The following is a 22,846-nucleotide window of genomic DNA, read 5'->3' on the forward strand; positions in this document are numbered from 1 at the left end:
TATACCCTATAAAACAGAGGCCGCATGTACCTGCCCTACTGAAAGTAATCCTTTTTTATACTCCACCACTTATTGATGCGAACAACTTAGCAATCCGCTACCAAGAGCGACATTTAAACTCACCTCATTTACAAAATTATTGCTTAGAAGGAAAAGTTACATCAGTGATGTAGGTCGGCATAGGGTCAATACCGCCGGCAATACCCCTGCATGGACCCGTGCTGGATATCAAAGTGGGTACCATAGATTGCCCATCAAACACCCATGCCTGACTTTCCCAGCAATCGCCGTATCCTCGTACCTTGCGGTCTTGGCGCGCCATACCATCGATATAAAAACCATCACTCTTCAATGCAACCAACTGATTGGGGTCATTTTTATCCGCTAACCAATGGTGGCAAAGCGCGTTGTAAGCCATAAGCCAACAAGCACCAATAAAGCGTTTACCCTGGCCCAGCTCTGCAGTTTCAAGTGATGCGCTCTGGAGTTCGAAATCCAACTCAGATGCTGGCACATTAGTGGTCAGCAACTGTAACACCTCATTATAAGCTGACGAACCGATTTCAAGGGTAACAGCGTTTGATAGCGGTGCTTGCACAGTCAAACTTGGTGGTACTTTAGCGGGTGGTACTTCGTTCTCAGATTGTTTACCTTTGGCAACCACAGCAAATGGTGTGTTGCTACGCCCTTGATACTCATCCATTTTGCGAAACACAGCGCTGGCGCCATTGTTCGAAATGCGCCAGCGCTGCTTGCCAGCGCCTACTTCAATTACCGCGTTAGTAGTAACCACCGCCAATAATGCCTGTACTTGCATGGCGCTCAGCTGACTCGTTTTATCCGTGTAGATTGGGCCGAGGTCTTGGTTGTCAATCAACAAAGTCACACTTGCTGGCAACGCCTGCTCATCATGTAGCTGCAGAAAAAGCTTTGCCGTGATCTGGGTTGCAGGTCCAGCTTCACGTCTAAACATCATTGCCATACCATAGCCAAGACCAGCTGGCGCGTACCCCGCAGCTCGGCAAGTGCCAGTATTGTCACAAGCCAAATACCAATCTTTGTGATCAAACCTAGCTCCGTCAAAAGCTTGGACAGAAAAAATCGCTATACTCAATGCGATTATAATTAGACGAATATAGCGCACTTTCTTATTCCTTTGAGATAATATATCTGTGAATGTCTGATGGATTCTATGCGTTGAATTTAAGTTAATTTGACTTATTCGAAGGCGATTTTTGACATGAACTACTCCAGCCAGACTGGAGTAGATAATGATTAATCTAAAACCAATCTCATCGCTTGAAATACATTAGTTTTACCAGCTGTTACGCCCCTTCAGGCGCTTGCGTGCAAACATCCCGATAATATTGAATTGGGTTAGGAGCGTAACTTCCGCTTGGTCTGAGCCTTTGTTCGCTTCCGCGACTTTTAGCTCGACTTTGATAGCCGCAGAAATTGCCCATCTCTAGTCTTCTTATGAATATTCATCTTGAATATGGATGATCAAATAGGCAACAGTTTTCTTTATTACAGGAAACTGTTGCCCCTATACTCATTAGATCAAATACCCTGCAAAAGTTTATCCGATAGAATGAAATTCAACACGATTTAAGCGTTTTATATGCTTGTTTGGCTTGTCAAAGTGCCTCTTTTGTTAGAGAAACTATCTAAGCATCTTTTTGGGAGTGATAATCCATTAAAAGTATTGTTATCATCCTTTTATCTCTGAGTAGAGCTAAATTTCTGTGAACATTTTATGCGTTTGCATAGAAAGACCGATAACGGTCTAATTATAAACCCGAGAGTAGCAATGTCATTATCAAGAATAAAACTCAATAGGCTAACTGGCTAAATCTTTGGCATCTTGCTTAGTCTAGCCCTTCTAACAGGCTGTGAGCATGCAACGGAAGGGTTAGTCTACGCTAAAAAATTAGATGGCTCGCAGAACAAATCAATACTTGTAGAGTATACCGGTAGAGAGACCGATGTCATAATTTCAAGCTCGGTGACCATTATTGGTGAAGGCGCGTTTGTTGGTCACCAACTCACTAATGTAACCATACCGGATTCGGTTACCACAATTGAAGATGAGGCATTTAAGGACAATGAGCTCACCAACCTGACCATTCCAGATTCCGTGGTAGCCATTGGCAAAGGGGCGTTTAGTGATAACAAGCTCACTAGCGTAACTCTCCCAGATTCGTTATCCACCATCGGTGCTGGAGGGTTCAATGGTAACGCGTTATCCACATTAAACAATATACCATCAGATGGCTTTATTTTTGCTCGGAATGATGATGGAACTGAGAACAAAAGGGTCGTTGTTTCCTACGGTGGAGCAAGAAGAGATATCGTTGTTCCTGACTCCGTGACTACTCTTGGGAAGGGGGCACTTTATGAAAATAAGCTCACTAACGTAACCCTTCCAAACACGTTGACTACCATTCGGGAGCTGGCACTTAGCCATAATGAGCTCACCAGAGTAACTCTACCTGACTCAGTACTTACCATTGGGAGGAGGGCATTTACTGATAACGAGATCACTAGTGTGATCATTCCTGGTTCGGTGCGCACTATTAGCCCATGGGCGTTTGATCTTGGTGTAGTAACTAAGCGGAATTAAAGCTATTTTGGATGCTGTCGTCTTGAGCTGGTAAATAGCAACTATTGATAAGTTATCCTTGAAACCATATATATTGAGGCACACAAAACGAGTACTGCCGAATAAAAGGCAGTAGTTCTTTTGACGGTTTGTTTGTATGAGTCTCGAAAAGGCGAAAGTACATAAATGTGCAGGTTCTTTTTTACACGAGCTTGGCTTGCTGAAAGGTAAAAAATTAACGACAGATCCACATGCAAAAGCTATTCAGTAGAGCACGGGAGGAGATGTTTAAGATCTTCCTTTTGTTTTGAAGGTAATATAGCTACCGTCGGAGACGCCTTTCAGTTATTTACTTAGTCGTTTGGGTAGCAGAAAGGCTTTGTGATTCAAACAAACGTAAAGCATACAAGAGCAGTTAACTCCCACAGGGCAGTTCGACTTATTTGGAAATCTCATTTCAGCAACATTTCGTCTGCTCAGTGTTTTAGCGCTCATAAATTGAATGACTGTCAAGTGACCGCGCATCTTGGCGGATTTTTGATATCTTAAAAAACTATATTTATGGATCTATCCATACTTCTCCTAATCACCGCCAGCCAAAATAGAGCAGAAAGTTCAACAAGCTTCTGTCCAACTTTGAGTTAGCACACTCAAAGCCAACCACTTCTCCACCTACAAATTCGAGACGCGGAAATCGCTGCGTCTCATCTCCTCAACCTCAGCCTCAAACAAACAACTGTACCGCGCAGTAAAGTAGCGTCGCCGCTAAAGTCATATTGATCGCTTTACCATATTTCTGGAATTGCGATTGAAGAAGTTTGCCTGCTATTGCCCAGATTAAGTTGCTCACCAATGCGATAAATGCGAACACTAGACTGGTGGCCAAGATCCAGTAGATGTTTTGTGTATAAGGCAACACGAATGTCGAGATGGATGTTACGCCGTACAGAATGATTTTCACGTTTACGAACTGCAAACCAAAGCCCGTTAAGAAAGTGATGCCCTCAGAATCTTTTGATGCGGCTTTGATATCACTTGTCGCAATTCCCCAAGCTAACCAAATGATGTAAGCCGCACCCACCCATGTGAGCCAAGGTGTAATCACAGGAAGCAGGCTGACCATGTGGTAAGTGAAAACGCCACACAACAGCATCAAAACAATATAGCCGCAGAACATCCCAGAAATGACTTTAGTAGAACGCTTTAGCCCGTGCTGGGTTGCAACACTAAGCGACAAAATGTTGTTGGGACCCGGCGTGAGCGAAGTAATGATGACGTAGGTGAAAAATGCGGTGTAGATGGCACTCATCTCTATCTCTCCTGTTTTTTGTGCACTATACTTCGCGTTAATCAATTAAGAAATTGAATATATTTAAACTAAGAGTTTTAATTTTTTGAACTATCACGTCAGGAGTTTAGTCATGAATCTAAAGCGTTTCCTTACGTTTAAAACCATTGTTTAGGAAGGCTCGTTTCTTAAAGCGTCGCAAAAGCTTTATTGCACTCAGTCGACAGTGACCTTTAAGATCAGGCAGTTAGAACAAGATCTCTCATTGCAGTTGTTCGAAAAGATTGGCCGAAAAATGGTGCTGACTCAGGCAGGAGAAAAGATCCTTCCTTACGTTTATGAGCTCGCACGAGTGATGGAAAACATTGAAGGCACGGCGCAGCAAGAGAGTTCTGAGCCGACAGGGGAGTTGAAGGTTTTAATCGCAGAAACTCAGCTCGCTTATAAAATGGCCAATGTTTTGAAGGAATTCAGAATACGAGCGCCGAAAGTAAGGCTCTCACTGCAATCACAAAACTGCTATAAGATTCGTGATGAATTGATTGCTGATAAAGCCGATTTGGGTGTGTTTTATCGTGTCGGTAATGATGATGCACTCAAGGTGCATGAGTTTGAACAAGAGCCGTTGGTCCTTGTTGCTTCGCCGCTTTTAACAGGGTTGGATCTACAGAAAGGGGAGCAACACATTGATTTGGGATTCATCAGCAATGGTCCTAAGTGCCTTTTCCGTCAGACTTTTGAGAGCATCATCCAAGAGCGAAACATCAGCATCGATAACAGGATTGAGCTGAGCAGTATTAACACCATCAAAAACTGTGTAGAGAGTAATATCGGTATCTCTTATCTGCCTCGCTTCACTGTTGAAAAAGAACTACAAGAGGGCAGCCAGCAAGAGCTTGAGTTTACCAACGCACCGCAAATGATCAAACCGCAGTGTGGCTGCAATGCCGGAAAGTGTGTTACGCCTGCAATGGAAGTCTTTATCGACTGCATGTGTAACACGCACGAGACAGGCTTTTTCCTCAAATCATGAAATTCCTTCATGTTCAATGTGAAACAATACCAATATTACTCAACTCGTGAAGCAAGTATAAAAAAAGGACTGCTCTGGTGTTAGGCACTGCGACGGTCATTTTTGTACGAACCGTTCGTCGTAAGTGCTGTGCAACCTAACGATTGGGAAAACCAAAAAACAAAAAATGTCCCCATGCACAGAGTTAGGAAAAGTCTGCTTTATCTAAGGAAATAGGATACCAACTCACGATGAATAACGATTTCACATTTGCTATCAAAAGCATTCGCTTTGATGAGAATTACCAACCATCAGACAATACGCGAATCACTACCAACTTTGCTAATCTGGCTCGCGGAAACTACCGCCGAGAGAATCTGCGCAATGCGCTCCGAATGATCGACAATCGTTTTAATGCGTTGGCATATTGGGATAACGCGCAAGGTGACCGCTACTCCGTTGAACTTGAAATCATCTCCGTTGATATGGATATCCAAGGTAGTGGAGAAGCCTTCCCATCGATTGAAGTGCTCAAAACTAACATTGTTGACCACAACACTAACGAGCGTATCGAAGGCATTGTGGGCAACAACTTCTCTTCATACGTGCGTGATTACGACTTTAGCGTTTTGCTGTTGGACCACAACAAAAACCAGCCACAGTTCAGCATCCCAGCGAACTTCGGTGATTTGCATGGCAAACTGTTCAAAGCTTTCGTTAATTCTGAGTCTTACAAACAGCATTTCAAAAAGCTGCCAGTGATTTGTCTGAGTGTATCGGACAACAAGGTATATCGACGCACCGAAAACCAACATCCTGTTTTGGGCTTTGAATATCAGCCGAACGAATCTTCGTTGACGGAGCAGTACTTCAAAAAGATGGGCTTACAGGTGCGCTACTTTATGCCGCCAAACAGTGTTGCACCATTGGCATTCTACTTCTTCGGTGACTTGTTGAACGATTATTCAAACCTAGAGCTTATCAGCACGATAAGCACGATGGAGACATTCCAGAAGATTTACCGACCTGAGATTTACAATGCCAACGCGGTTGCCGGTAATTGCTACCAGCCAAACCTAAAAAACCTAGACCACTCGCTAACTCAAATCGTTTACGACCGAGAAGAGCGCAGCCAACTGGCAGTTGAACAAGGGAAATTTGCCGAGGAGCATTTCATCAAACCCTATCAATCTGTGCTTGAACAATGGTCTGCAAGCTACGCGTAATCGATAACGAGAATCTAGAAAGGAATGACGATGAAAACACTATTACCGACTTCAACGGCTGGCAGCTTACCGAAACCTTCTTGGCTGGCCGAACCAGAAAAACTTTGGTCACCGTGGAAACTGCAAGGTGAAGAACTGATTGATGGCAAACGCGATGCGCTACGCGTCGCTTTGCAAGAGCAAGAATTGGCAGGCGTTGATATCGTCAGTGATGGAGAGCAAACTCGGCAACATTTTGTGACGACCTTTATTGAGCATTTAAGCGGCGTAGATTTTGAAAACCGCAAAACGGTGACTATTCGCAACCGTTATGAAGCAAGTGTTCCGACTGTGGTTGGCCCAGTAAGCCGCACAAAGTCCGTGTTTGTTGAAGATGCCAAGTTCTTGCGTCAGCAAACTAAGCAACCTATCAAGTGGGCGCTGCCAGGCCCTATGACGATGATCGACACACTTTATGATGATCATTACGGTAGCCGTGAAAAGCTGGCTTGGGAATTTGCAAAGATCCTCAACCAAGAAGCGAAAGAGCTTGAAGCGGCGGGTGTCGACATTATTCAATTCGATGAACCTGCGTTCAATGTGTTTTTCGATGATGTGAACGAATGGGGCATTGCGTGTTTAGAGCGTGCGATTGAAGGGCTGAAATGTGAAACTGCAGTGCACATCTGCTATGGCTACGGCATCAAAGCGAACACGGATTGGAAGCAAACGCTAGGCACTGAATGGCGACAATACGAAGAAGTATTCCCTAAATTGCAGCAGTCAAATATCGATATTATCTCGCTTGAGTGTCATAACTCGCGAGTGCCTATTGAGTTGCTTGAGTTGATTCGCGGTAAGAAGGTGATGGTTGGTGCGATTGATGTCGCTACTAACGAAATTGAAACGCCAGAAGAAGTAGCGAACACATTGCGAGAGGCGTTGAAGTACGTTGATGCCGACAAGCTTTACCCATGTACCAACTGCGGTATGGCACCTTTGTCTCGTGAAGTATCGACCGCTAAGCTCAATGCGTTAAGTGCGGGTGCGGAGATCATTCGTAAAGAGTTGGTGGGTTGATATTAATACTTAGGCTCCGCACCATGAACTAAAATTAGGGTCAATCTAGCGAGTTGAAACGAGACTAGGAATCTGATTACAGCTCGCTAGGAAATGACGATAACTTTCGCACTTTAAAGCTCTCGGTGGGTAGCTCCTGAATCACCCCGTCCCTCGTTGTTCAGGATGACGGATGCTGGAAGATACATTGCTCGCCATCCCCCAGGTATTAGAGCAGCTCTAAGGTAGGGTCATTCCAGTATATGGACTCCCGAGTTATTACAACTTGTTTAGCGAGAATAGATTAGATGCATGCGTATATTCGGGTTTTAATGAGTAGCTAACTCGACCCTAGATGTATTCGCACCTTGATGCCATTTCGCGAGCGCGGAAATAATCCAAAGGAATGATCTGGCTCTTCAAGGTCGGTCTTACCTGTTCTTCGCTATATCAAGATGTAAATAACGTCTTTGACTTACTACTCGTAAGTTAGAGGCACTTGATACTCACTGCCATAATGAAGCAATGCCCAAGCTGTTCTTGTGGTCTTATTTGCTAAAGCAACCGCGGCTTTCATTAACCCTGCACGCTGAATCAGTGACTTGAGCCAAGTCTCTTTAACATTCCTTGGCTCTCGTTTATTTACAACCTTCGCAACAGCAAGCGCTCCCTGTATCAAGCTTGAACGTAACTTCTTCTGTCCAACTTTTTTGCTGATACCCAAAAGGGTAACTCTTCCTCCAGTACTATGCTGTTTTGGAGTAAGTCCAATACAAGCCGAAGCCTCTCGACCATTTTTGAAGTTACCGCCATTGGCTCCTAACGAAAGATAAAGCCCTAAAGCATTGACTGGACCAACGCCCTCTAGAGCTTCAAGTTTTCTACATGCATCATGGTGCTTGAGGTGTTGGGTTAAGCTCGTTTCTAAATCTGCCCTCTTTTTTGCTAAGGTCTCATGCAAATGAAATGCGTTTGCTATGTGCTCTCTTAAGATATCAGGAAGTGAGTTCTGACCATCTTCCAGAATTTCAATAATGTGCCTTTTAAAGGCGCTATGTCCTTTGGGGATATTGAAGCCAAACTCTGAAAGCAAGGAGCGAACCATGTTACTTGTCGCTGTCATCGAATCGGTTAAGTGCTGTCTTATTCTATCGATCGATTGTAGTGCCTGTTCATCAATAGATTTTAAAGCGACAAAACGGGCGTTAGCTTGCTGAGATGCAACAGCAATCGCTGTTGCATCATTCTTATCTGTTTTTTGTCCCGTTCGATATGCCGTGACATATTTTGGGGCAATGAGGCAAACCGAATGCCCATGGTTGCAGCAGAACCGTCCCCAATAATGGGCTGTAGAGCATGCCTCCATAACCACGGTCGTTGGAGGTTGTTGTATTAACCAAGCTTTTAATTTTTCGCGAGTAAATACTTTATTAAACTCATCAGAGCTTCCTTGAAGCTTACAAACTTGGAAAGAGTGCTTTGCTAAATCAATGGCGATAGTAGTAGACTTTTTCATGTATGGACTCCTTAGATTTAGGCTTTGACACCATAAATTCTAGCTCCCTCCAGAGGGAGGGAGTCCATACATCGCGAGTCTAGACGAGACTAGGAATCTACTAACAACTCACTGGAAAATGGCGATAACCTTAGAACTTCAAAGCACTCGGTGGGTAGCTCCTGAATCACGCTCGTCCCTCGCTGTTCAGGATGATGGATGTTGGAAGATACATCGCTCGCCACAAAACCGATATTTGAGCAGCTCCAAGATAGGGTCATTCCAGCGAGTTTAAGTGAGACTAGGAATCGGGTTACAGCTCGCTAGGAAATGACGATAACCTTAGAACTTCACAGCACTCGGTGAGTCGATCCTGAACCACGCTCGTTCCTCGATGTTTAGGGTGACCGTTTTAAATAAAAATGCCGCTCACAGTAAAGTGAGCGACATACATTTCCCGTTTCCAGCCTCGGCCAGGTTTAATTCAACTCCACGTTCTTCATCTCAGGATGCTTTAGCAACATTACACGAATCCAGTGATGCACTACCCACATCACCATCGCGGTGAGCAGAACCGCGACGAAAATCGAGCTGAAACGGTACAAGATTGAAAAGAACGCGTCTTTTTGTTCTGGCACCAATGAGGTCGTCAGCGGAACCGATAGGGCAGACATGGCAGAAAACGCGATAGCCGCTTTAATTTGCCCCTTGGTGAGCCACGAGCAGAATGGCCCCATTGCAATGGTAAAGGCGAGCCAAAAGAGTAGCCCATGCCCATACCAACTGCCCAATATGAGCTGAACAGCCATCCCTGCGATGCAGCCTAGTGCGGTGCCGATGATGCGGATTTTTGCCATGGCGAGCGAGCCCGCTAAAGTCATTGGGGTTAGGATGATCAAAATGGAAGCTTGTGCGGATAGCGAGTCATATAAGTCCGCTACTTGGAATACAATAAACGCCGCCATCGCCACTACCCAGCCCATGGTAACTTGGCTGATGTAGTCAATATCGCTTTTCACTGGGGTCGACATATCAATGTGCTCGGCGGGGGATTTTGGCTCCGGGAACAACCAATACGCGAATGCGCAAACAAAAATATTGCTGAACGCCATCACCCACATGTTGACGTTGAACTCTTCAATATCCATGAAGTTATAGCTGGCAAAGTTCAACACAATTGAACCCACCAACAACCCCATGTAACCAAACAAATAGGTTTTCTGGTTCATCATTGCAATGCACTTGAACAGCATCATGATTCCGACGGCAACGGTCATTAATGTTGGATGAAACTGCAAGTATTCCAGCAAAAATGTGGCTTGTATGGTTGTCCACACCGCAGAGAAAAACACGATCAATAAAGCCGAAAGATTAAAGTTGTCCATTCTGCCCAATATAAACAGCGGCATCATGATGGCAAAAAATCCGTAAGACCAACCGAAGACCATGCTTAGCGCAAGCCCTAAAGAGCAGCCGAACCAAATTCGTAAGGTTTTCATTGTCGCCGCCTAGTAAATGAAGTGGAACCAGCTTGCGAGGTGAATCTGTGCTTGCGCCATCCACTGCCAGAAAATGCTGTTGTCTGGGTACAAAACAATGGTAGAGCGAGAGCCGACAAACAGTGCTGGTGGTAACTCTTCGCTGCTGGTTAGGTTCACTCGTGTACGCTGCGCATCACGTACCCAGCGGTTGTTCACTTCCACTTTGGTTAGTGCGCCATTAGGCGTTTGTTGTGCGGCTGCTACACCGTAATCGCGGCTAGCTAAATCAAAGTCGTACACCGAACCTGGGTTGGCATCAAATGTGACCAAGGCGTGGAAAGTCTTGTCTATGTTCGCGACGGATTTTTCACGAAAATCAGCGGCTACCCAGAGTGATCCTGTTGGTACAAATGTCAGCAATGGCATGTTGGTGTTTGCCATCGTGCCAACTTCTAGTTGCAGGTTGGTCACGACACCATCACTGGGAGCGAGTACTGCGGTATTTGCCAAATCAAGTTGCGCCTTTTCGATGCCATTTTTGGCAATTCGAACGGCAGTGCTTTGACCTTTTTGAGCGCCTAACTGCGCCTCAATTACTTTTAAGTTTTGTCGTTCCGCTTTAAGCGCAGCACGTGATACCTGATTTTGGGCAAAGGCATTATCGAGTGTCGATTGAGAGATGACTTTCTGCTTCGATAACGTCAGTAAGCGGTTGTATTCGCGGTGTGCATTATCAAATGTCGCTTGTGCGCGAGCAATATTGGCAAGAGCGGCTTCGCGTTGAGAATACAGCGTTGCTTCTTTTTCATAAGCGGATTGCAGAGACAGCTCCGCCTGTTCAAGTGCTATTTTGTATTTACGATCATCAATCGTAAACAACACATCGCCTTTTTGAACGGACTGGTTATTCTCGATGAGAACGTCGGTCACTTTACCAGATACCTCGGGCGCGACTTGGACAACGTATCCTTGCACTCGTCCTTCGGTCGTTAAGGGGGCGTGGCGGTCAGCAATGATAATGTACAAAAATAGTACTATGAACAGGACAATCAAAGTTCGCATCCAGTGTTTGAATTTTTGGTCAGCCGTCATTACAAGTTCCGTTAAACATATTGGATAGCGGATTATAGAGAAGTCACTCACAATTCAGTAGAATGATAATACGAACATAAATGACCTAAAAATAGGACAATGAACGTTAGTTTTGATGATATTTATCTATTCACTCAGACGGTGGTTCACCGCGGTATAAGTGCAGCGGCAGAGGCGAATCAACTACAACGCTCAAAAGTGAGTCGTCGCCTGCAAGAATTAGAGAAATCGCTCGGGGTACAGCTTTTGATCCGCACAACACGCAGCATTGAGTTGACGGAGCACGGGAAACGTTTGTTTGAGTTGGTGGGGCAGCCTATTGACCATATTCAGCAAGGTTTAAATGCCATGCACGAATATCAACAAGAGCTGACGGGCAAAGTGCGTTTAGCCATTCCTTCCGCATTGATGAGCTCTGCCGCGTTTAACGCGATCATCACCGAGTACACAACGCGGTATCCGGAGATTTCGGTCGAGATTGAAAACCATCAAGAGAGTGTCGATCTCAAGCGTCAATCGTTTGATTTACAGCTTCTTCCGAGCGTGGTCAAAGTTACCGATGACAGCTATGTGCAGTTCAGTCTTTTGCCTTATCGTAGTCACTTTGTTGCGTCAAAAGCTTATCTAGAATCGCATCCGCCAGTAAAAACGGTGGAAGATCTTAAGCAGCATCGCCTTTTAACTAATCGTTACAATGCCGATTTGCTCGATTCAGATTTACATGTCGCGTTGCGATCGGACGATCTCAACTTGCTGCGCTCGATGGCGATAGCAGGAAACGGCATCGCGTTTATTCCACAAATTCATTCCAAGCCTGCATTGCGAGATGGTTTGTTGGTCGAGGTGCTGCCTCAATTCGCGCATCCGAAGCAGCATCTTACTCTGATTTATCCCTCGGCCTTATTTCTGCCCAATAAAGTCAAAGCCTTGATTGAGCTAATTCGAGAGAAATTTAAATAGTCAGTTCAAACCACTCTTAACTAAGAGCAAATGTGTGAGCGAAGGTCATCTTTCTAGGTTTTAGTGCTCTAACATGAAAGGATTCTGATACATTAACTGTTGCTCAACTTGTTGAGTATGGTTTGTGGTCGCACAAGATAGGAGATGGAAATGTTATCGAAAGGAAACACGGGCCTGATTGTGGTGGATGTTCAGGGCAAACTCGCTACATTAATGCATGAAAGCGACGCTCTGATTGAAAATATCACGAAACTGGTAAAGGGCGCCAAAGCACTAGATTTGCCTATTCTGTGGCTAGAACAGAATCCAGAAAAATTGGGCCCAACCGCGGAGCCGATTCGTGAAGTGCTTGAAAGCACGCATTTACCTATTACCAAGTACACGTTTGATGGTTGCAAAGAGGCGACGTTTAAGGTCGCGGTGGAGAACGCGAAAGTTGATACCTGGTTGGTTTGCGGTATTGAATCCCACATTTGCGTCTATCAAACCGCGGTTTCTCTGCGTCAGTCCGGTTATCGCGTTGAATTAGTCACGGATTGTGTATCTTCCCGAACCGCTGCCAATAAAGCGCTCGCTCTTGCGAAGTTAACCGCAAACGGTGTGGTGCTCACTGGGTTAGAAATGTGTTTGTATGAAATGGTCGAAGATTGCCGAGCACCTGAATTCAAAGAAATTCTGGCGCTCATCAAATAGTGGAATCACTGTAATCAGCAACAACTTTATTTGAACACGCTATTCAAATTCTCGTTGATACCTTGGCAACATCGACTCGTTGCCAAGTAACCCGCCTTGGTGAATGTAAATCACCGTTTTATCAGTGTTCTCTTCCAACCAAGGGGTGAGGCATTGCCACATATACGGGTCGTATAACAGGTCAAATTCGAGGTCGGTTTGCTCAAAGAGCGCTTTCCATGTGATGTAATCTTCTTCGTACAAGCGACCAAAATGGTGTTTGTTGCGGATGGTTAAAATGGTTGGGTGGCTGTTTTCACAGAGCTGGTTGAACTGCTCAGTTAAGTAATCTACATCGCCTACGCAAGGGCAAGTTAGCACTTCTATGCCGTGTGGGCTTAAATGTTTATGAAGATATAAAGCGGTCGTGCCAGTGCCTGATGGCAGGGCGACGGTAAACTGTTCTTTACCTCTCAATCGCGTCCAATCAAGAATTTCTCGTGCTAACTGTTTGATGCCAGCTTCAGAGAGGTGGGAACGTCCACCCTCTGGAATAAGCAATGTCGACTCATCTAATCTTCGTACCTGGTGGATGTATTCACTAGGGTGGAGTTCGCTACCGATGTCTTGCATGGCGGTGATTTTCATACCCAAATCGAGAGCGCCGCGATAGTTTCCGATGGGGGAGCTTTTTAGCCAAGATGGAATGTGATGAACATAAAACTCAAATGCCCAACCTTTAATCTGGGCGAGAGCCGCTAGCGAATACATCGCGTTGGATTGAGCGGAGCCAAAGCTTATTAACGTGGTGATGTCGGGATTTTGCTCTTCCATTAACGTCATAAACTTACGTGCTTTGTTCCCAGAAAAGTGAGAATGCAGCATGTCATCACGCTTAAGAAAAAACGTATGACCGTTGAAGTTGTGTTGAGTTATCGGGCTTTCAGAGAGTTTCATGTGACTGCTGACGTGTCCAACCACGCGACCTTGCCGTTAAAAAGGGCGCGTAGTGTAACGCCATTAAACCCAGATAAAAAGTCTGTGTTTCAGTACAACCATTTCGGTTATTCCTGATGCTCTGACGCAAGATCAATTACTGCCTCACAACCACCTTCTGGATGTGTACCAATCTTAAATTGCCAGCCATAGCGTTGACACAAATCATCCACAATCATCAAACCTAATCCGTGCCCATCAGAATGTGGAATGGTTGAAAAGCCTTCACCTTCATCGCGCACCGAGATGGTGTTTTCATCCATGCTGATATGAATTGATCCCGAAGGTGTCGCAGCGATGCCGTTGCGAATCAGGTTACCAAGAATTATGGTCAACACGGCATTGGTCGCGCGCGTTCTAGGGTTGCCGTCGATCTGAACATCAAAGCTGAGTGCTTTCTCATCCGCCTGAGCTTGGCTTTGGAAGATGATTTGGTTGAGTTCTTCTTCGGTGATGCTTCGTACTGGTGAATCATCTGCATTGCGCTCGTAACGTACTAAGCCGAGTAGGGCATCCACCATGGTCGACATCTGCTGCGTCGCATCTTGAATTCGGTTCACTTGGCGGGTTTGGAAATCCGTGTTCGCACTTCTAGCTAGTAAGCTACTTGAGCCTTTCATTACGGTTAACGGTGTACGCAGTTCATGGCTTGCGTATCGTGCAAAGGCTTGCTCACGCTTGATGACTTGGTTGATTTTATGGCGGTACTCATTCAACTCATCCGCGAGGGTTTGGAACTCTTTGGCTGATCCCTCTGGCACGCTAAAAGTTTGCGTAGCATCGCCTTGATGATGGTCGAGTTGAGTTTTAAGCGCATTGACGGGTTCAATCAAGCGTTGTGATAAGCGCAGCAGGAGGCTACCAAACAGGAACACCAGCACGGCGACAATGGACAGCACCATAGCGACGACGAGAATGAATTCCTCTGAGGTGATCTCGATTTCATCAATCAAGGAAACCAGAATAACGGGATGTTCAACGCCTTTGTAGGTGTAAGTACTCATGTAAACCATGCGCGAGTATTCACCATCTTCTACTTCATCAAGAAAGTGCTTTTGACCTATTAGGTATTTTTGGTAGCGCTCGGCAACCAATGAGATGTCGTTGTATGCGGTGGTGAGCAGGTCAAGCTGAATACTGCCTTGCTCTGGGTGGGACTGGAAATGTTCAATCGCTTCTTTTTTGTCGACCATAATACGACGCTCGCCCACGCGGTCTTCAGACCAAAGCAGGGAGCCGGTAATCAACAAAAAACAGAAGATGCCAATCACGACCGACACAAAAGAGAAAAACAGAGCGAGCCGCCCTGTCATACTTTGTGTGCTTTGCGTGCTAGCAAGTAAGCGATTGATCATGCAACTGTCTCCAAGCGGAAGCCAACTTTCGGCACGGTGATCAGCACATGTTGTTCAAATGGCTTATCAAGTTGGTTGCGAAGTTGGTAAATGTGGCTTCGCAGAACGTCGTTGTTCGGCTCGTTCTCTTGCCATAGTTGGAAGGCGATTTCTTCACGTGTTACTACGTCTGGCGCGCTTTTCACAAGCATTTCCAGAATGGTGTAAGTGGTTGGGTTTAGCGCCAACAGTTTATCTTGGCGGTAAGCTTTACGTGTTTTTTGGTCGATAGAGACTTCGCCATATTCCAACTTGCTCGACGCGACAGTGCCGCGGTAACGGCGGATCAGTGCCATCATGCGCGCTTCAAGAATATCAAGATCGAAGGGTTTGGTCAGATAGTCATCCGCACCGTGTTGGAAGCCTTTGAGCATATCGTCACGGCTATCGAGTGCAGTCAGCATAAGCACTGGTGTGTTGTTGCCCGCATCGCGAAGTTTATTACACATGGTCAGGCCATCCATGCGTGGCAGCATGAGGTCGAGCAAGATGATGTCGAAGGTGTTTTCCATCGCCAGTTTCAGGCCGAGCTCGCCGTTGTCTGCATAATCGAGTTCCATACCTGCACACTCAAAATAATCGAACAGCATGCCTGCGATTTCTCGATTATCTTCGACTAAAAGTACGCGTTTCATGTATTTCTCTCCAAGTGGGCAGGTGCTCGAAAATAAGATTTCGTCTTAACCGAACATTATTCACTAAGGACGTGAAAAAGATGTCAATAACATCTCTTTCACGTTGATGTTTGTAGACTGGATTCATTCATCGGATTTAGTGGAAGAGTAGCATGTCAACCTTCAACATTCACGCTGCAACCTTTTCAAAGGTGAGCCAACACACTGAGCCTAAAACAGTTTTGTCTGTTGTGGTGCCATTCTTTAACGAGCAAGAAGTCTTACCTGAATTTCATCGTCGTTTAGCCGCCGTTTTGGATGAAATGCCAGAACGCTGTGAAATCGTTTATGTCGACGATGGCAGCAAAGATGACAGCCTAATGATCGCGCAAAACTTTTCTCAATCTTCTAGCGACGTTCGTTGTATTGCACTAAGCCGTAACTTTGGCAAAGAGTCCGCCATGAGTGCGGGTCTGGAACACTGCCAAGGTGAAGCGGTGATTGTGATTGATGCCGACTTGCAAGACCCACCGGAGTTGATCCCGCAAATGGTATCAAAATGGCGTGAAGGTTATGACGTGGTGAACATGCAGCGCAGTGAACGCCACGGTGAAACTTGGTTCAAACGCTTCTCGGCCGCTTGCTTTTACAAAGTGCTTAATAGCATGGCGAAATTGGATGTGCCGGAGAACGTGGGCGATTTCCGTCTACTGAGCGCAAAAGTGGTTAAACACATCAATGCGTTGCCAGAGCGTAACCGATACATGAAAGGCATCTTTTCTTGACCGGGTTTCAAGCAAGTGACGGTTCAGTTTGAGCGTGACGCTCGTTTCTGTGGTGAAACCAAATGGAACTACCTCAAGCTGATTGGCCTTGCAATGGACGGCATCACCTCGTTTTCCATTCGTCCTTTGCGTTTAGCGACACTTGCTGGTGCATTGGTGGCGTTCAGTGCCTTTATCTATTGCGCATTCATAGTGATGAAAACTGTTGTGTTTGGTGAGCCTGTCACTGGCTACCCATCCATGATGGTCGTCCAACTTGCCTTGGGCGGTGTGCAACTGCTGTCGATTGGCCTTTTGGGCGAATACATTGGCCGCATTTTTGTCGAGACCAAGCAACGCCCTCTTTATCTTGTTCAGTCTGTTTACGAGCAGCCTGCAAAACATCAATCCATCCAAACCATGAAGTTTAAACTGGGAGAAACCGCGTAATCATGAGTATTAATAAAACCCATCTGTGGTTGTTGTTGGCGTTTGCTCTTTTACTCCGTCTTATTTCACTTGCCGCATACCCTTTGATGGACACCACAGAAGCCCGCTATGGCGAAATGGCGCGCTTAATGGTGGAAACAGGCAATTGGCTTACCCCACAGTTTGATTACGGCGTGCCTTTTTGGGGGAAACCACCCCTGTTCACGTGGATGAGTGCTTATGGCATTGAGTTGTTTGGATTGAATGAATTCGCAGTGCGCGCGCCTCATTGGTTGGCGGGTGTCGCGACTATTATTTTTGTTGCAGCCATGGCGCATCGCGCTGGCTTTAATGCAGTCATCGCAGCGTTGGTATTGGCGACGTGTGGCATCTTTTCAATTGCGGCGGGTGCAGTGATGACAGACATGGCACTGACATTGGCAATGACCATGGCGATGGTCGGCTTTTACTACTGCTGGCTTGGCAAAGACAAACACAGCCGATTGTGGGGTTATCTCGGTTTCTTTGGCTTGGCTTGCGGGCTGTTAGCAAAAGGTCCGGTGGCGATCGTGATCATGGGCATCGCAGTGTTTCCTTGGCTTGTGATTCAGCATGGTTTCTTCGGTGCCTTCAAAGCCTTGTGGCAGCGTTTTCCAATTGTGTTGGGGTTGGCGCTCATGCTGGCGATTGCTCTACCTTGGTACATCATGGCTGAAATGGCGACGCCTGGATTTATTGATTACTTTATTGTTGGCGAGCACTTTAAGCGTTTTGTTGTCAGCGGTTGGGAAGGAGACCTGTATGGCTCTGCTCATGATCAACCACGTGGGATGATCTGGGTATTCTGGCTGCAATCGGCTGCGCCTTGGTCAATTGTATTGCCTATCTTGGCGTGGAAACGTCGTAAAGTACTCAAAGCCATTGAAACTGATCATCAAGGCCTATTTAGCTTCCTGATGTGTTGGCTGATTTCCCCAATGATCTTGTTCACCATGGCTCGGAATATCTTGCCTGCTTACGTGCTACCGGGTGTGCCTGCATTGGGTATCTTGATTGCGATGCTGGTGGATAAACACGATTTCAAATGGTTGACCGGAACGGCAGCGGTGTTGCCAGCCCTGCTTATGATTGCGATGTTGGTTTTGAATATGGGCAAAGCGGATAGCCGCAGCGACCGCATAATCTTCGCGCAAATTGATGACAACGCTCCGGTCTTTTATATTGGTAAGCGTCCGTTCTCAGGTCAGTTCTATAGTCATGGTCAGGCGAAAAAGCTTGAAGACAAGAATGACTTAAACAATCTGAAGAAATTCCACCTGATTGGTAAATCGCAGCAAGTGGATAGCATGATTCATGAAAATGCGTTGAGTTGTACCAACGAGTTCACAGCAAAATCGAAACGCTCACTCTACACCTGTGTGGTTGGATAGCGGAATGGGCAAATTACCAAAATTTGCTTCGCTGGAAAGGTTTGCTTCGTTAACAAGGTTTGCTCTAGTAGGTGGTGTCGGCTTTATGGTCGACACCCTTATCTTTTCTGTGTTGTTCCATTGGTTTGGTCTGGAGCTGATGCTGGCTCGTGGGATAGCATTTTTGTTTGCAGCAACCACAACTTGGCTTGGCAATCGCTGGCTGACTTTCTCTCAAGCAGAAAAAACCAACCCTTTCGCTCAATGGCAAAAATTTATGGCGAGTGCCTGTATCAGTGCTTTGCCGAACTTTATTGTGTTCAAAGGCGTAACGCTCTCGTTAGGGACGCAAGGAGTGATGGTCTATTTGGCTTTGATTTTAGGCATATTGGCAGGCATGGTGAGTAACTATTTACTCAGTGCAAAATGGGTGTTTAGTTGAGGATAGAAAGGTTCGGGCTTACTATCCTATCCTCGAGTTAAAAATTCGTTATTTGAACCAATTTTTCTTTTTGTACATCAGAGTAAACCTAAAGCTTTTCATGGGGTATGTAAAAAGGTAAATAAGCCAAGGTTTATACCTTGGCTGCCGTTAGTTCAGATTTTGATTGTTCGATTTCAAACTCGGTTTGCCACTTGCCGTTGTAAAGATACTTACACTCTGGGAGTGGCGCTTTCGCATCCCTTAAATCAAACACTTCATTGGTAGGGTATTCTCGATAATAAGCGGGAGTCGTAAAAAGTCTAGGTTCAGGCTTCGCTTCAAACAGCTTTTTATGATCATTGACCTCTTTACAATCCAGTTTGTAGACCTCTGACAGTTGCGTGACCATGGATTCTAATTCCGCTTCATTTTTAAAGAAAATGTAACAATAAAATCGTCCCTGTGAGCGAAAAGTAATCTCCTGAGCAGTATCTTGGTATTCGCACCTGTCATACTTAAAAAAGAACTTAATTACTTTCCTTTTCTTATTATAATCAGCAAAGAGCCAGTCTTCACGTTCTCCGACCCTCACTTCTGTTGGTTCATCAGGCTGACGTTTAAGCATTTTAAAGGAGACTAATATAAAAGCACCAGCGCCTGCTAACGCCATCGGGCCAACCACCGCAACCATCACCACACACACCACAGCACCTATCCAGCCAACGGCTTGCGTGGCGGTATTCACCCAGTTAGGCATGTTGCGACGTTTCTTCATCACAAAGCCTTTGTCAGAAAAAATATAGTCATAGCGATAGTCGAGGCCAATCGTAAGGTAAAAGGCTCCAGACACCATCACCGACAAAATAAAAGAAAAAATAGTTACGTCAACCGTGTCACTCGTGTATATAAACAAAGTTAATAGGAATGGGGCGATCACAAATGGAAGCGCAAAAAGTTTAAAGTAATAGCGAAATGGTTCCTCTACATCATACTTATGCCATGTTCTGACGTTATCGCCTGCGAGTATTTCTTGCTCTTGTGCCTCTTGATAAACTGCCAACTCTTCTGGGGTGATGTAAAATGGTGAATATGCCAAGGGTTACTCCTTGGTTGTTGTTAGTTCAGATTTAGATTTTTCAATCTCAGATTCCGTTTGCCACTTGCCGTTGTAAAGGTATTCACGTTCTGGGAGCGGGGCTTTTGAAGCTCTTAAATCAAATACCTCATCGGTTTGATATTCTTTATAACAAACTGGCGTGCCAAACAGTCTAGCCTCTGGCTTAGCTTCAAATAGCTTTTTGTGGTCGGCGACTTCCGTACAGTCAAGCTTATATTCTGTAGCTAGCTGATTGACCATAGACTCTAAGTCAGACACGGTTTTGAAAAATACGTAATAGTGGAATCGGTTGTGTAAGCGTGAAATCTTAGTATGTTCTATATTAATATATTCGCATGTGTCATGCTTAAAAAAGAACTTAATTACTTTTCTTTTCTTATTGTAATCAACAAAGAGCCAGTCTTCACGTTCTCCGACCCTCACTTCTGTTGGTTCATCTGGTTGGCGTTTAAGCATTTTAAAGGAGACTAATATAAAAGCACCAGCGCCTGCTAACGCCATCGGGCCAACCATCGCTACCATCACCACACACACCACTGCACCTATCCAGCCAACGGCTTGCGTGGCGGTATTCACCCACTTAGGCATGTTGCGACGTTTCTTCATCACAAAGCCTTTGTCAGAAAAAATATAGTCATAGCGATAATCGAGGCCAATCGTAAGGTAAAAGGCTCCAGACACCATCACCGATAAAATAAAAGAAAAAATAGTTACGTCAACCGTGTCACTCGTGTGTATAAACAAAGTTAATAGGAATGGAGCGATCACAAATGGAAACGCAAAAAGTTTAAAGTAATAGCGAAATGGTTCCTCTACATCATACTTATGCCATGTTCTGACGTTATCGCCTGCGAGTATTTCTTGCTCTTGTGCCTCTTGATAAACTGCCAACTCTTCTGGAGTGATATAAAATGGTGAATATGCCAAGGGTTACTCCAGAGCTGTAGTTATTAGTTTAGACTTTGATTGTTCGATTTCAGACTCGGTTTGCCACTTACCGTTGTAAAGGTATTCCCATTCAGGGATAGGTGCGTTTTGAGCTCTAAGTTCAAACGTATCATCCACGGGGAACTCTAGGCTTCTTGCTGGTTCCGAGAGCAATTCATCAGGTGAATAAGCATTGAACAAGGCTTTGATATCCTCGAATTCGGTACATTTAAGTTGATACTCTTTAGACAATTTTTCCAAAACTCTCTCTAAATCATTGGTTGAACTGAAAAATATAAAGCTCCTACCTCTATAGTGGCATCGACTAACGGTCGTTTTCGCTACATCTCTGTAATCACAATCGTCATACCTATGATAAAGAGTAATAACCTTGCGTTTTTTGTTGTAGTAAGCAAATAGCCAATTTTCACGCTCTGCAATTCTGATATTTGTGCGCTCTTCGGGTTGGCGTTTAAGCATTTTGAATGAGACCAAAATAAAAGCGCCTGCGCCAGCTAAAGCCATTGGACCAACAAGAATTACCATTAATATACATGTGGTGGCGCCCACCCAGCCTGTTACTTGACTCGCATTGTTCATCCATTTTGGAATGGTACTACTAGGCTTTGCAACAAGTCCTTTTTCTGAAAAAACATAATGGTACTGCTTTAAAAGCCCCCATCTCATTAGGAAATAAAAAAGTGCCACGCAAAATGAAAGTACACATGCTAAGAAAATGGTGTCATCGTTTTGATTGAAGTTTGCTAAGGCAAAAAACATCGCAATACAGACAAACAAGGTTACGAGAGTAAAATAGAGGTGAATGTATCGAGAAGGCATCTCGACGTTTACAACACTCCAACGTAAAACATTGCTACCCGAGCTGATTCTTTGCTCTTGAGCCTCTTGATAAACCGCCAATTCTTCTGGGGTGATGTAAAAAGGTGAATAAGCCAATGTTTATACCTTGGCTGCTGTTGGTTCAGATTTTGATTGTTCGATTTCAGACTCGGTTTGCCACTTGCCGTTGTAAAGGTATTCACGCTCAGGAAGTGGGGCATTTGACGCCCTTAAATCAAATACCTCTTCGGTTTGATATTCTCTACTACAAACTGGAATACTAAAGAGCCTTGATTCTGGCTTCGATTCAAACAGCTTTTTGTGGTCATCTACCTCTGTACAATCCAGCTTGTAGACCTTTGACAGTTGCGCGACCATGGATTCTAAATCTGCTTCAGTTTTAAAGAAAACATAACAATCCGATCTATCTTGTGAGCGAAAGATAGTCTTATGAGCAGTATCTCGATATCTGCATATGTCCTGCTTAAAATAGAATTGGATCACTTTCCTTTTCTTGTTGTAGTCCGCAAACAGCCAATCTTCTCGTTCGCCTACTCTCACTTCTGTTGCTTCATCAGGCTGTCGTTTAAGCATACCAAATGAAACCAATATAAACCCACCAGCTCCGGCAAGAACCATGGGTCCAGCAACCCCAACCATCACGACACAAACTATTGCTCCAATCCAGCCCATGGCTTGAGTCGCAGAGTTGACCCAATTCGGTAAATCACGTCGCTTTTTTATAACCAATCCGCGATCGGACAAGATGTAATCATAACGATTGTCCAAACCAAATGTCAGATAAGATACACCAGACATGATTATCGTTAGACCCGATAAAATATAAGTTAAGATCATGTCACTGTTATCATGTAGGAAATAGGTAAGGAAAAATAATGGACTGACAGCGGCTATAGCAATCGATAGGTATAAGTATCGAAAAGGCTCTTCAATATCGTGCTTGTGCCAGGTTGTGAGATCTTTCCCCTTTAGAATTTGTTGCTCTTGTTCTTCTTGATAAGCCGAAAGCTCGTCTGGCGTGATGTAAAAAGGTAAATAAGCCAAG

The 22,846-nt window shown here is 44.9% G+C and carries 19 protein-coding genes and 5 pseudogenes; 10 read left to right on the plus strand and 14 right to left on the minus strand.

Translation table 11 applies throughout. From position 1 onward, the window contains the following. Positions 1–136: 136 nt before the first annotated feature. Positions 137–1,144 carry a DUF1176 domain-containing protein gene (locus UQW94_RS13010; protein ID WP_225473326.1) on the minus strand — a complete coding sequence of 336 codons (1,008 nt, stop codon included), beginning with the start codon at positions 1,142–1,144 and terminating at the stop codon, positions 137–139. A 180-nt stretch (positions 1,145–1,324) separates the two neighbouring features. Continuing rightward, positions 1,325–1,459, minus strand: a pseudogene (locus UQW94_RS23515) (chromosome partitioning protein ParB); the annotation flags it as partial. A gap of 405 nt (positions 1,460–1,864) precedes the next feature. Here UQW94_RS23515 and UQW94_RS13015 point away from each other — a divergent pair. Beyond that, the gene (locus UQW94_RS13015; protein WP_322142266.1) at positions 1,865–2,623 is read left to right on the plus strand and encodes a leucine-rich repeat domain-containing protein; all 759 of its coding nucleotides are present in this window, start codon (positions 1,865–1,867) and stop codon (positions 2,621–2,623) included. Between the two features lie 52 nt (positions 2,624–2,675). Here UQW94_RS13015 and UQW94_RS13020 read toward each other — a convergent pair. After that, positions 2,676–2,795, minus strand: a pseudogene (locus UQW94_RS13020) (plasmid-related protein); the annotation flags it as partial. Between UQW94_RS13020 and UQW94_RS13025 the strand changes: the two are divergent. Next, positions 2,790–3,104: pseudogene (locus UQW94_RS13025) on the plus strand (thiamine biosynthesis protein ThiJ); the annotation flags it as partial. The pseudogenes UQW94_RS13020 and UQW94_RS13025 sit on opposite strands and share 6 nt — an antisense overlap. A 222-nt stretch (positions 3,105–3,326) precedes the next feature. On the opposite strand, the gene eamB reads toward UQW94_RS13025, so the two are convergent. Then, a complete protein-coding gene (gene eamB, locus UQW94_RS13030) occupies positions 3,327–3,911 on the minus strand; it encodes a cysteine/O-acetylserine transporter (RefSeq protein WP_225473322.1) in 585 nt (194 codons plus the stop codon). Positions 3,912–4,023: 112 nt separating this feature from the next. On the opposite strand from eamB, the pseudogene UQW94_RS13035 reads away from it, so the two are divergent. From UQW94_RS13035 to UQW94_RS13045, 3 genes and pseudogenes are all read left to right on the plus strand, one after another. Then, positions 4,024–4,923, plus strand: a pseudogene (locus tag UQW94_RS13035) (LysR family transcriptional regulator). 230 nt (positions 4,924–5,153) lie between these two features. Continuing rightward, entirely contained in the window at positions 5,154–6,128 is a 975-nt protein-coding gene (locus tag UQW94_RS13040) for a DUF1852 domain-containing protein (protein ID WP_025767248.1), read from the plus strand. Between the two features lie 30 nt (positions 6,129–6,158). Further along, a complete protein-coding gene (locus UQW94_RS13045; RefSeq protein ID WP_213868110.1) occupies positions 6,159–7,187 on the plus strand; it encodes a methionine synthase in 1,029 nt (342 codons plus the stop codon). A 457-nt stretch (positions 7,188–7,644) separates the two neighbouring features. Here UQW94_RS13045 and UQW94_RS13050 read toward each other — a convergent pair whose 3' ends face one another. The 3 genes from UQW94_RS13050 to UQW94_RS13060 all read right to left on the minus strand — a co-directional run bounded on the left by UQW94_RS13050 (position 7,645) and on the right by UQW94_RS13060 (position 11,234). Further along, positions 7,645–8,682: an IS110 family transposase gene (locus UQW94_RS13050; protein ID WP_161440720.1), complete on the minus strand. Its 1,038-nt coding sequence runs from the start codon at positions 8,680–8,682 to the stop codon at positions 7,645–7,647. Between the two features lie 458 nt (positions 8,683–9,140). Then, a complete protein-coding gene (locus UQW94_RS13055; RefSeq protein ID WP_225474293.1) occupies positions 9,141–10,160 on the minus strand; it encodes a DUF2955 domain-containing protein in 1,020 nt (339 codons plus the stop codon). 9 nt (positions 10,161–10,169) lie between these two features. Then, entirely contained in the window at positions 10,170–11,234 is a 1,065-nt protein-coding gene (locus UQW94_RS13060; RefSeq protein ID WP_225474294.1) for an HlyD family secretion protein, read from the minus strand. A gap of 99 nt (positions 11,235–11,333) precedes the next feature. Between UQW94_RS13060 and UQW94_RS13065 the strand changes: the two genes are divergently transcribed. Beyond that, the gene (locus tag UQW94_RS13065) at positions 11,334–12,194 is read left to right on the plus strand and encodes a LysR family transcriptional regulator (protein ID WP_086046918.1); all 861 of its coding nucleotides are present in this window, start codon (positions 11,334–11,336) and stop codon (positions 12,192–12,194) included. A gap of 150 nt (positions 12,195–12,344) precedes the next feature. Then, entirely contained in the window at positions 12,345–12,887 is a 543-nt protein-coding gene (locus UQW94_RS13070; RefSeq protein ID WP_054701260.1) for a hydrolase, read from the plus strand. Between the two features lie 39 nt (positions 12,888–12,926). Here the strand turns inward: UQW94_RS13070 and UQW94_RS13075 are convergent, their stop codons facing one another. From UQW94_RS13075 to UQW94_RS13085, 3 genes are all read right to left on the minus strand, one after another. After that, positions 12,927–13,823, minus strand: coding sequence for a 1-aminocyclopropane-1-carboxylate deaminase/D-cysteine desulfhydrase (locus UQW94_RS13075; RefSeq protein ID WP_322142267.1), 897 nt, complete (start codon positions 13,821–13,823; stop codon positions 12,927–12,929). A 107-nt stretch (positions 13,824–13,930) separates the two neighbouring features. Beyond that, complete coding sequence (locus tag UQW94_RS13080; RefSeq protein ID WP_258494395.1) at positions 13,931–15,217, minus strand: sensor histidine kinase; 1,287 nt, start codon at positions 15,215–15,217, stop codon at positions 13,931–13,933. Continuing rightward, positions 15,214–15,891 carry a response regulator transcription factor gene (locus UQW94_RS13085; protein ID WP_020197905.1) on the minus strand — a complete coding sequence of 226 codons (678 nt, stop codon included), beginning with the start codon at positions 15,889–15,891 and terminating at the stop codon, positions 15,214–15,216. The genes UQW94_RS13080 and UQW94_RS13085 overlap by 4 nt, the downstream gene beginning before the upstream one ends. A 152-nt stretch (positions 15,892–16,043) precedes the next feature. Between UQW94_RS13085 and UQW94_RS13090 the strand changes: the two are divergent. The 3 genes and pseudogenes from UQW94_RS13090 to UQW94_RS13100 all read left to right on the plus strand — a co-directional run bounded on the left by UQW94_RS13090 (position 16,044) and on the right by UQW94_RS13100 (position 18,914). Beyond that, positions 16,044–17,084, plus strand: a pseudogene (locus UQW94_RS13090) (glycosyltransferase family 2 protein). Positions 17,085–17,086: 2 nt separating this feature from the next. Next, positions 17,087–18,493 carry a glycosyltransferase family 39 protein gene (locus UQW94_RS13095; RefSeq protein ID WP_322142268.1) on the plus strand — a complete coding sequence of 469 codons (1,407 nt, stop codon included), beginning with the start codon at positions 17,087–17,089 and terminating at the stop codon, positions 18,491–18,493. Positions 18,494–18,497: 4 nt separating this feature from the next. Beyond that, positions 18,498–18,914, plus strand: a complete 417-nt coding sequence (locus UQW94_RS13100; protein ID WP_170893482.1) for a GtrA family protein — start codon at positions 18,498–18,500, stop codon at positions 18,912–18,914. Positions 18,915–19,047: 133 nt separating this feature from the next. Here UQW94_RS13100 and UQW94_RS13105 read toward each other — a convergent pair whose 3' ends face one another. From UQW94_RS13105 to UQW94_RS13120, 4 genes are read right to left on the minus strand one after another with little or no spacing between them, the layout of a single operon-like run. Then, positions 19,048–19,992: a hypothetical protein gene (locus UQW94_RS13105; RefSeq protein WP_262635800.1), complete on the minus strand. Its 945-nt coding sequence runs from the start codon at positions 19,990–19,992 to the stop codon at positions 19,048–19,050. A 3-nt stretch (positions 19,993–19,995) separates the two neighbouring features. Then, positions 19,996–20,940 carry a hypothetical protein gene (locus UQW94_RS13110; RefSeq protein WP_322142269.1) on the minus strand — a complete coding sequence of 315 codons (945 nt, stop codon included), beginning with the start codon at positions 20,938–20,940 and terminating at the stop codon, positions 19,996–19,998. Between the two features lie 3 nt (positions 20,941–20,943). Further along, entirely contained in the window at positions 20,944–21,897 is a 954-nt protein-coding gene (locus UQW94_RS13115) for a hypothetical protein (protein WP_322142270.1), read from the minus strand. A 3-nt stretch (positions 21,898–21,900) separates the two neighbouring features. Next, on the minus strand, positions 21,901–22,845 hold the full coding sequence (locus UQW94_RS13120) for a hypothetical protein (RefSeq protein ID WP_225474342.1): 945 nt from the start codon (positions 22,843–22,845) through the stop codon (positions 21,901–21,903). Between the last annotated feature and the right edge of the window lies 1 nt (position 22,846).

This window comes from Vibrio sp. PBL-C16, assembly GCF_034321865.1.
Taxonomy (GTDB): Bacteria; Pseudomonadota; Gammaproteobacteria; order Enterobacterales; family Vibrionaceae; genus Vibrio; species Vibrio alginolyticus.

Bases quoted from the DNA above. Each gene is read 5' to 3' on its own strand.
- UQW94_RS13055 (WP_225474293.1), bottom strand. From the start codon at position 10,160: ATGAAAACCTTACGAATTTGGTTCGGCTGCTCTTTAGGGCTTGCGCTA.
- UQW94_RS13065 (WP_086046918.1), top strand. From the start codon at position 11,334: ATGAACGTTAGTTTTGATGATATTTATCTATTCACTCAGACGGTGGTT.
- UQW94_RS13085 (WP_020197905.1), bottom strand. From the start codon at position 15,891: ATGAAACGCGTACTTTTAGTCGAAGATAATCGAGAAATCGCAGGCATG.
- UQW94_RS13095 (WP_322142268.1), top strand. From the start codon at position 17,087: ATGAGTATTAATAAAACCCATCTGTGGTTGTTGTTGGCGTTTGCTCTT.
- UQW94_RS13040 (WP_025767248.1), top strand. From the start codon at position 5,154: ATGAATAACGATTTCACATTTGCTATCAAAAGCATTCGCTTTGATGAG.
- UQW94_RS13070 (WP_054701260.1), top strand. From the start codon at position 12,345: ATGTTATCGAAAGGAAACACGGGCCTGATTGTGGTGGATGTTCAGGGC.
- UQW94_RS13100 (WP_170893482.1), top strand. From the start codon at position 18,498: ATGGGCAAATTACCAAAATTTGCTTCGCTGGAAAGGTTTGCTTCGTTA.
- eamB (WP_225473322.1), bottom strand. From the start codon at position 3,911: ATGAGTGCCATCTACACCGCATTTTTCACCTACGTCATCATTACTTCG.
- UQW94_RS13060 (WP_225474294.1), bottom strand. From the start codon at position 11,234: ATGACGGCTGACCAAAAATTCAAACACTGGATGCGAACTTTGATTGTC.
- UQW94_RS13045 (WP_213868110.1), top strand. From the start codon at position 6,159: ATGAAAACACTATTACCGACTTCAACGGCTGGCAGCTTACCGAAACCT.
- UQW94_RS13050 (WP_161440720.1), bottom strand. From the start codon at position 8,682: ATGAAAAAGTCTACTACTATCGCCATTGATTTAGCAAAGCACTCTTTC.
- UQW94_RS13075 (WP_322142267.1), bottom strand. From the start codon at position 13,823: ATGAAACTCTCTGAAAGCCCGATAACTCAACACAACTTCAACGGTCAT.
- UQW94_RS13080 (WP_258494395.1), bottom strand. From the start codon at position 15,217: ATGATCAATCGCTTACTTGCTAGCACGCAAAGCACACAAAGTATGACA.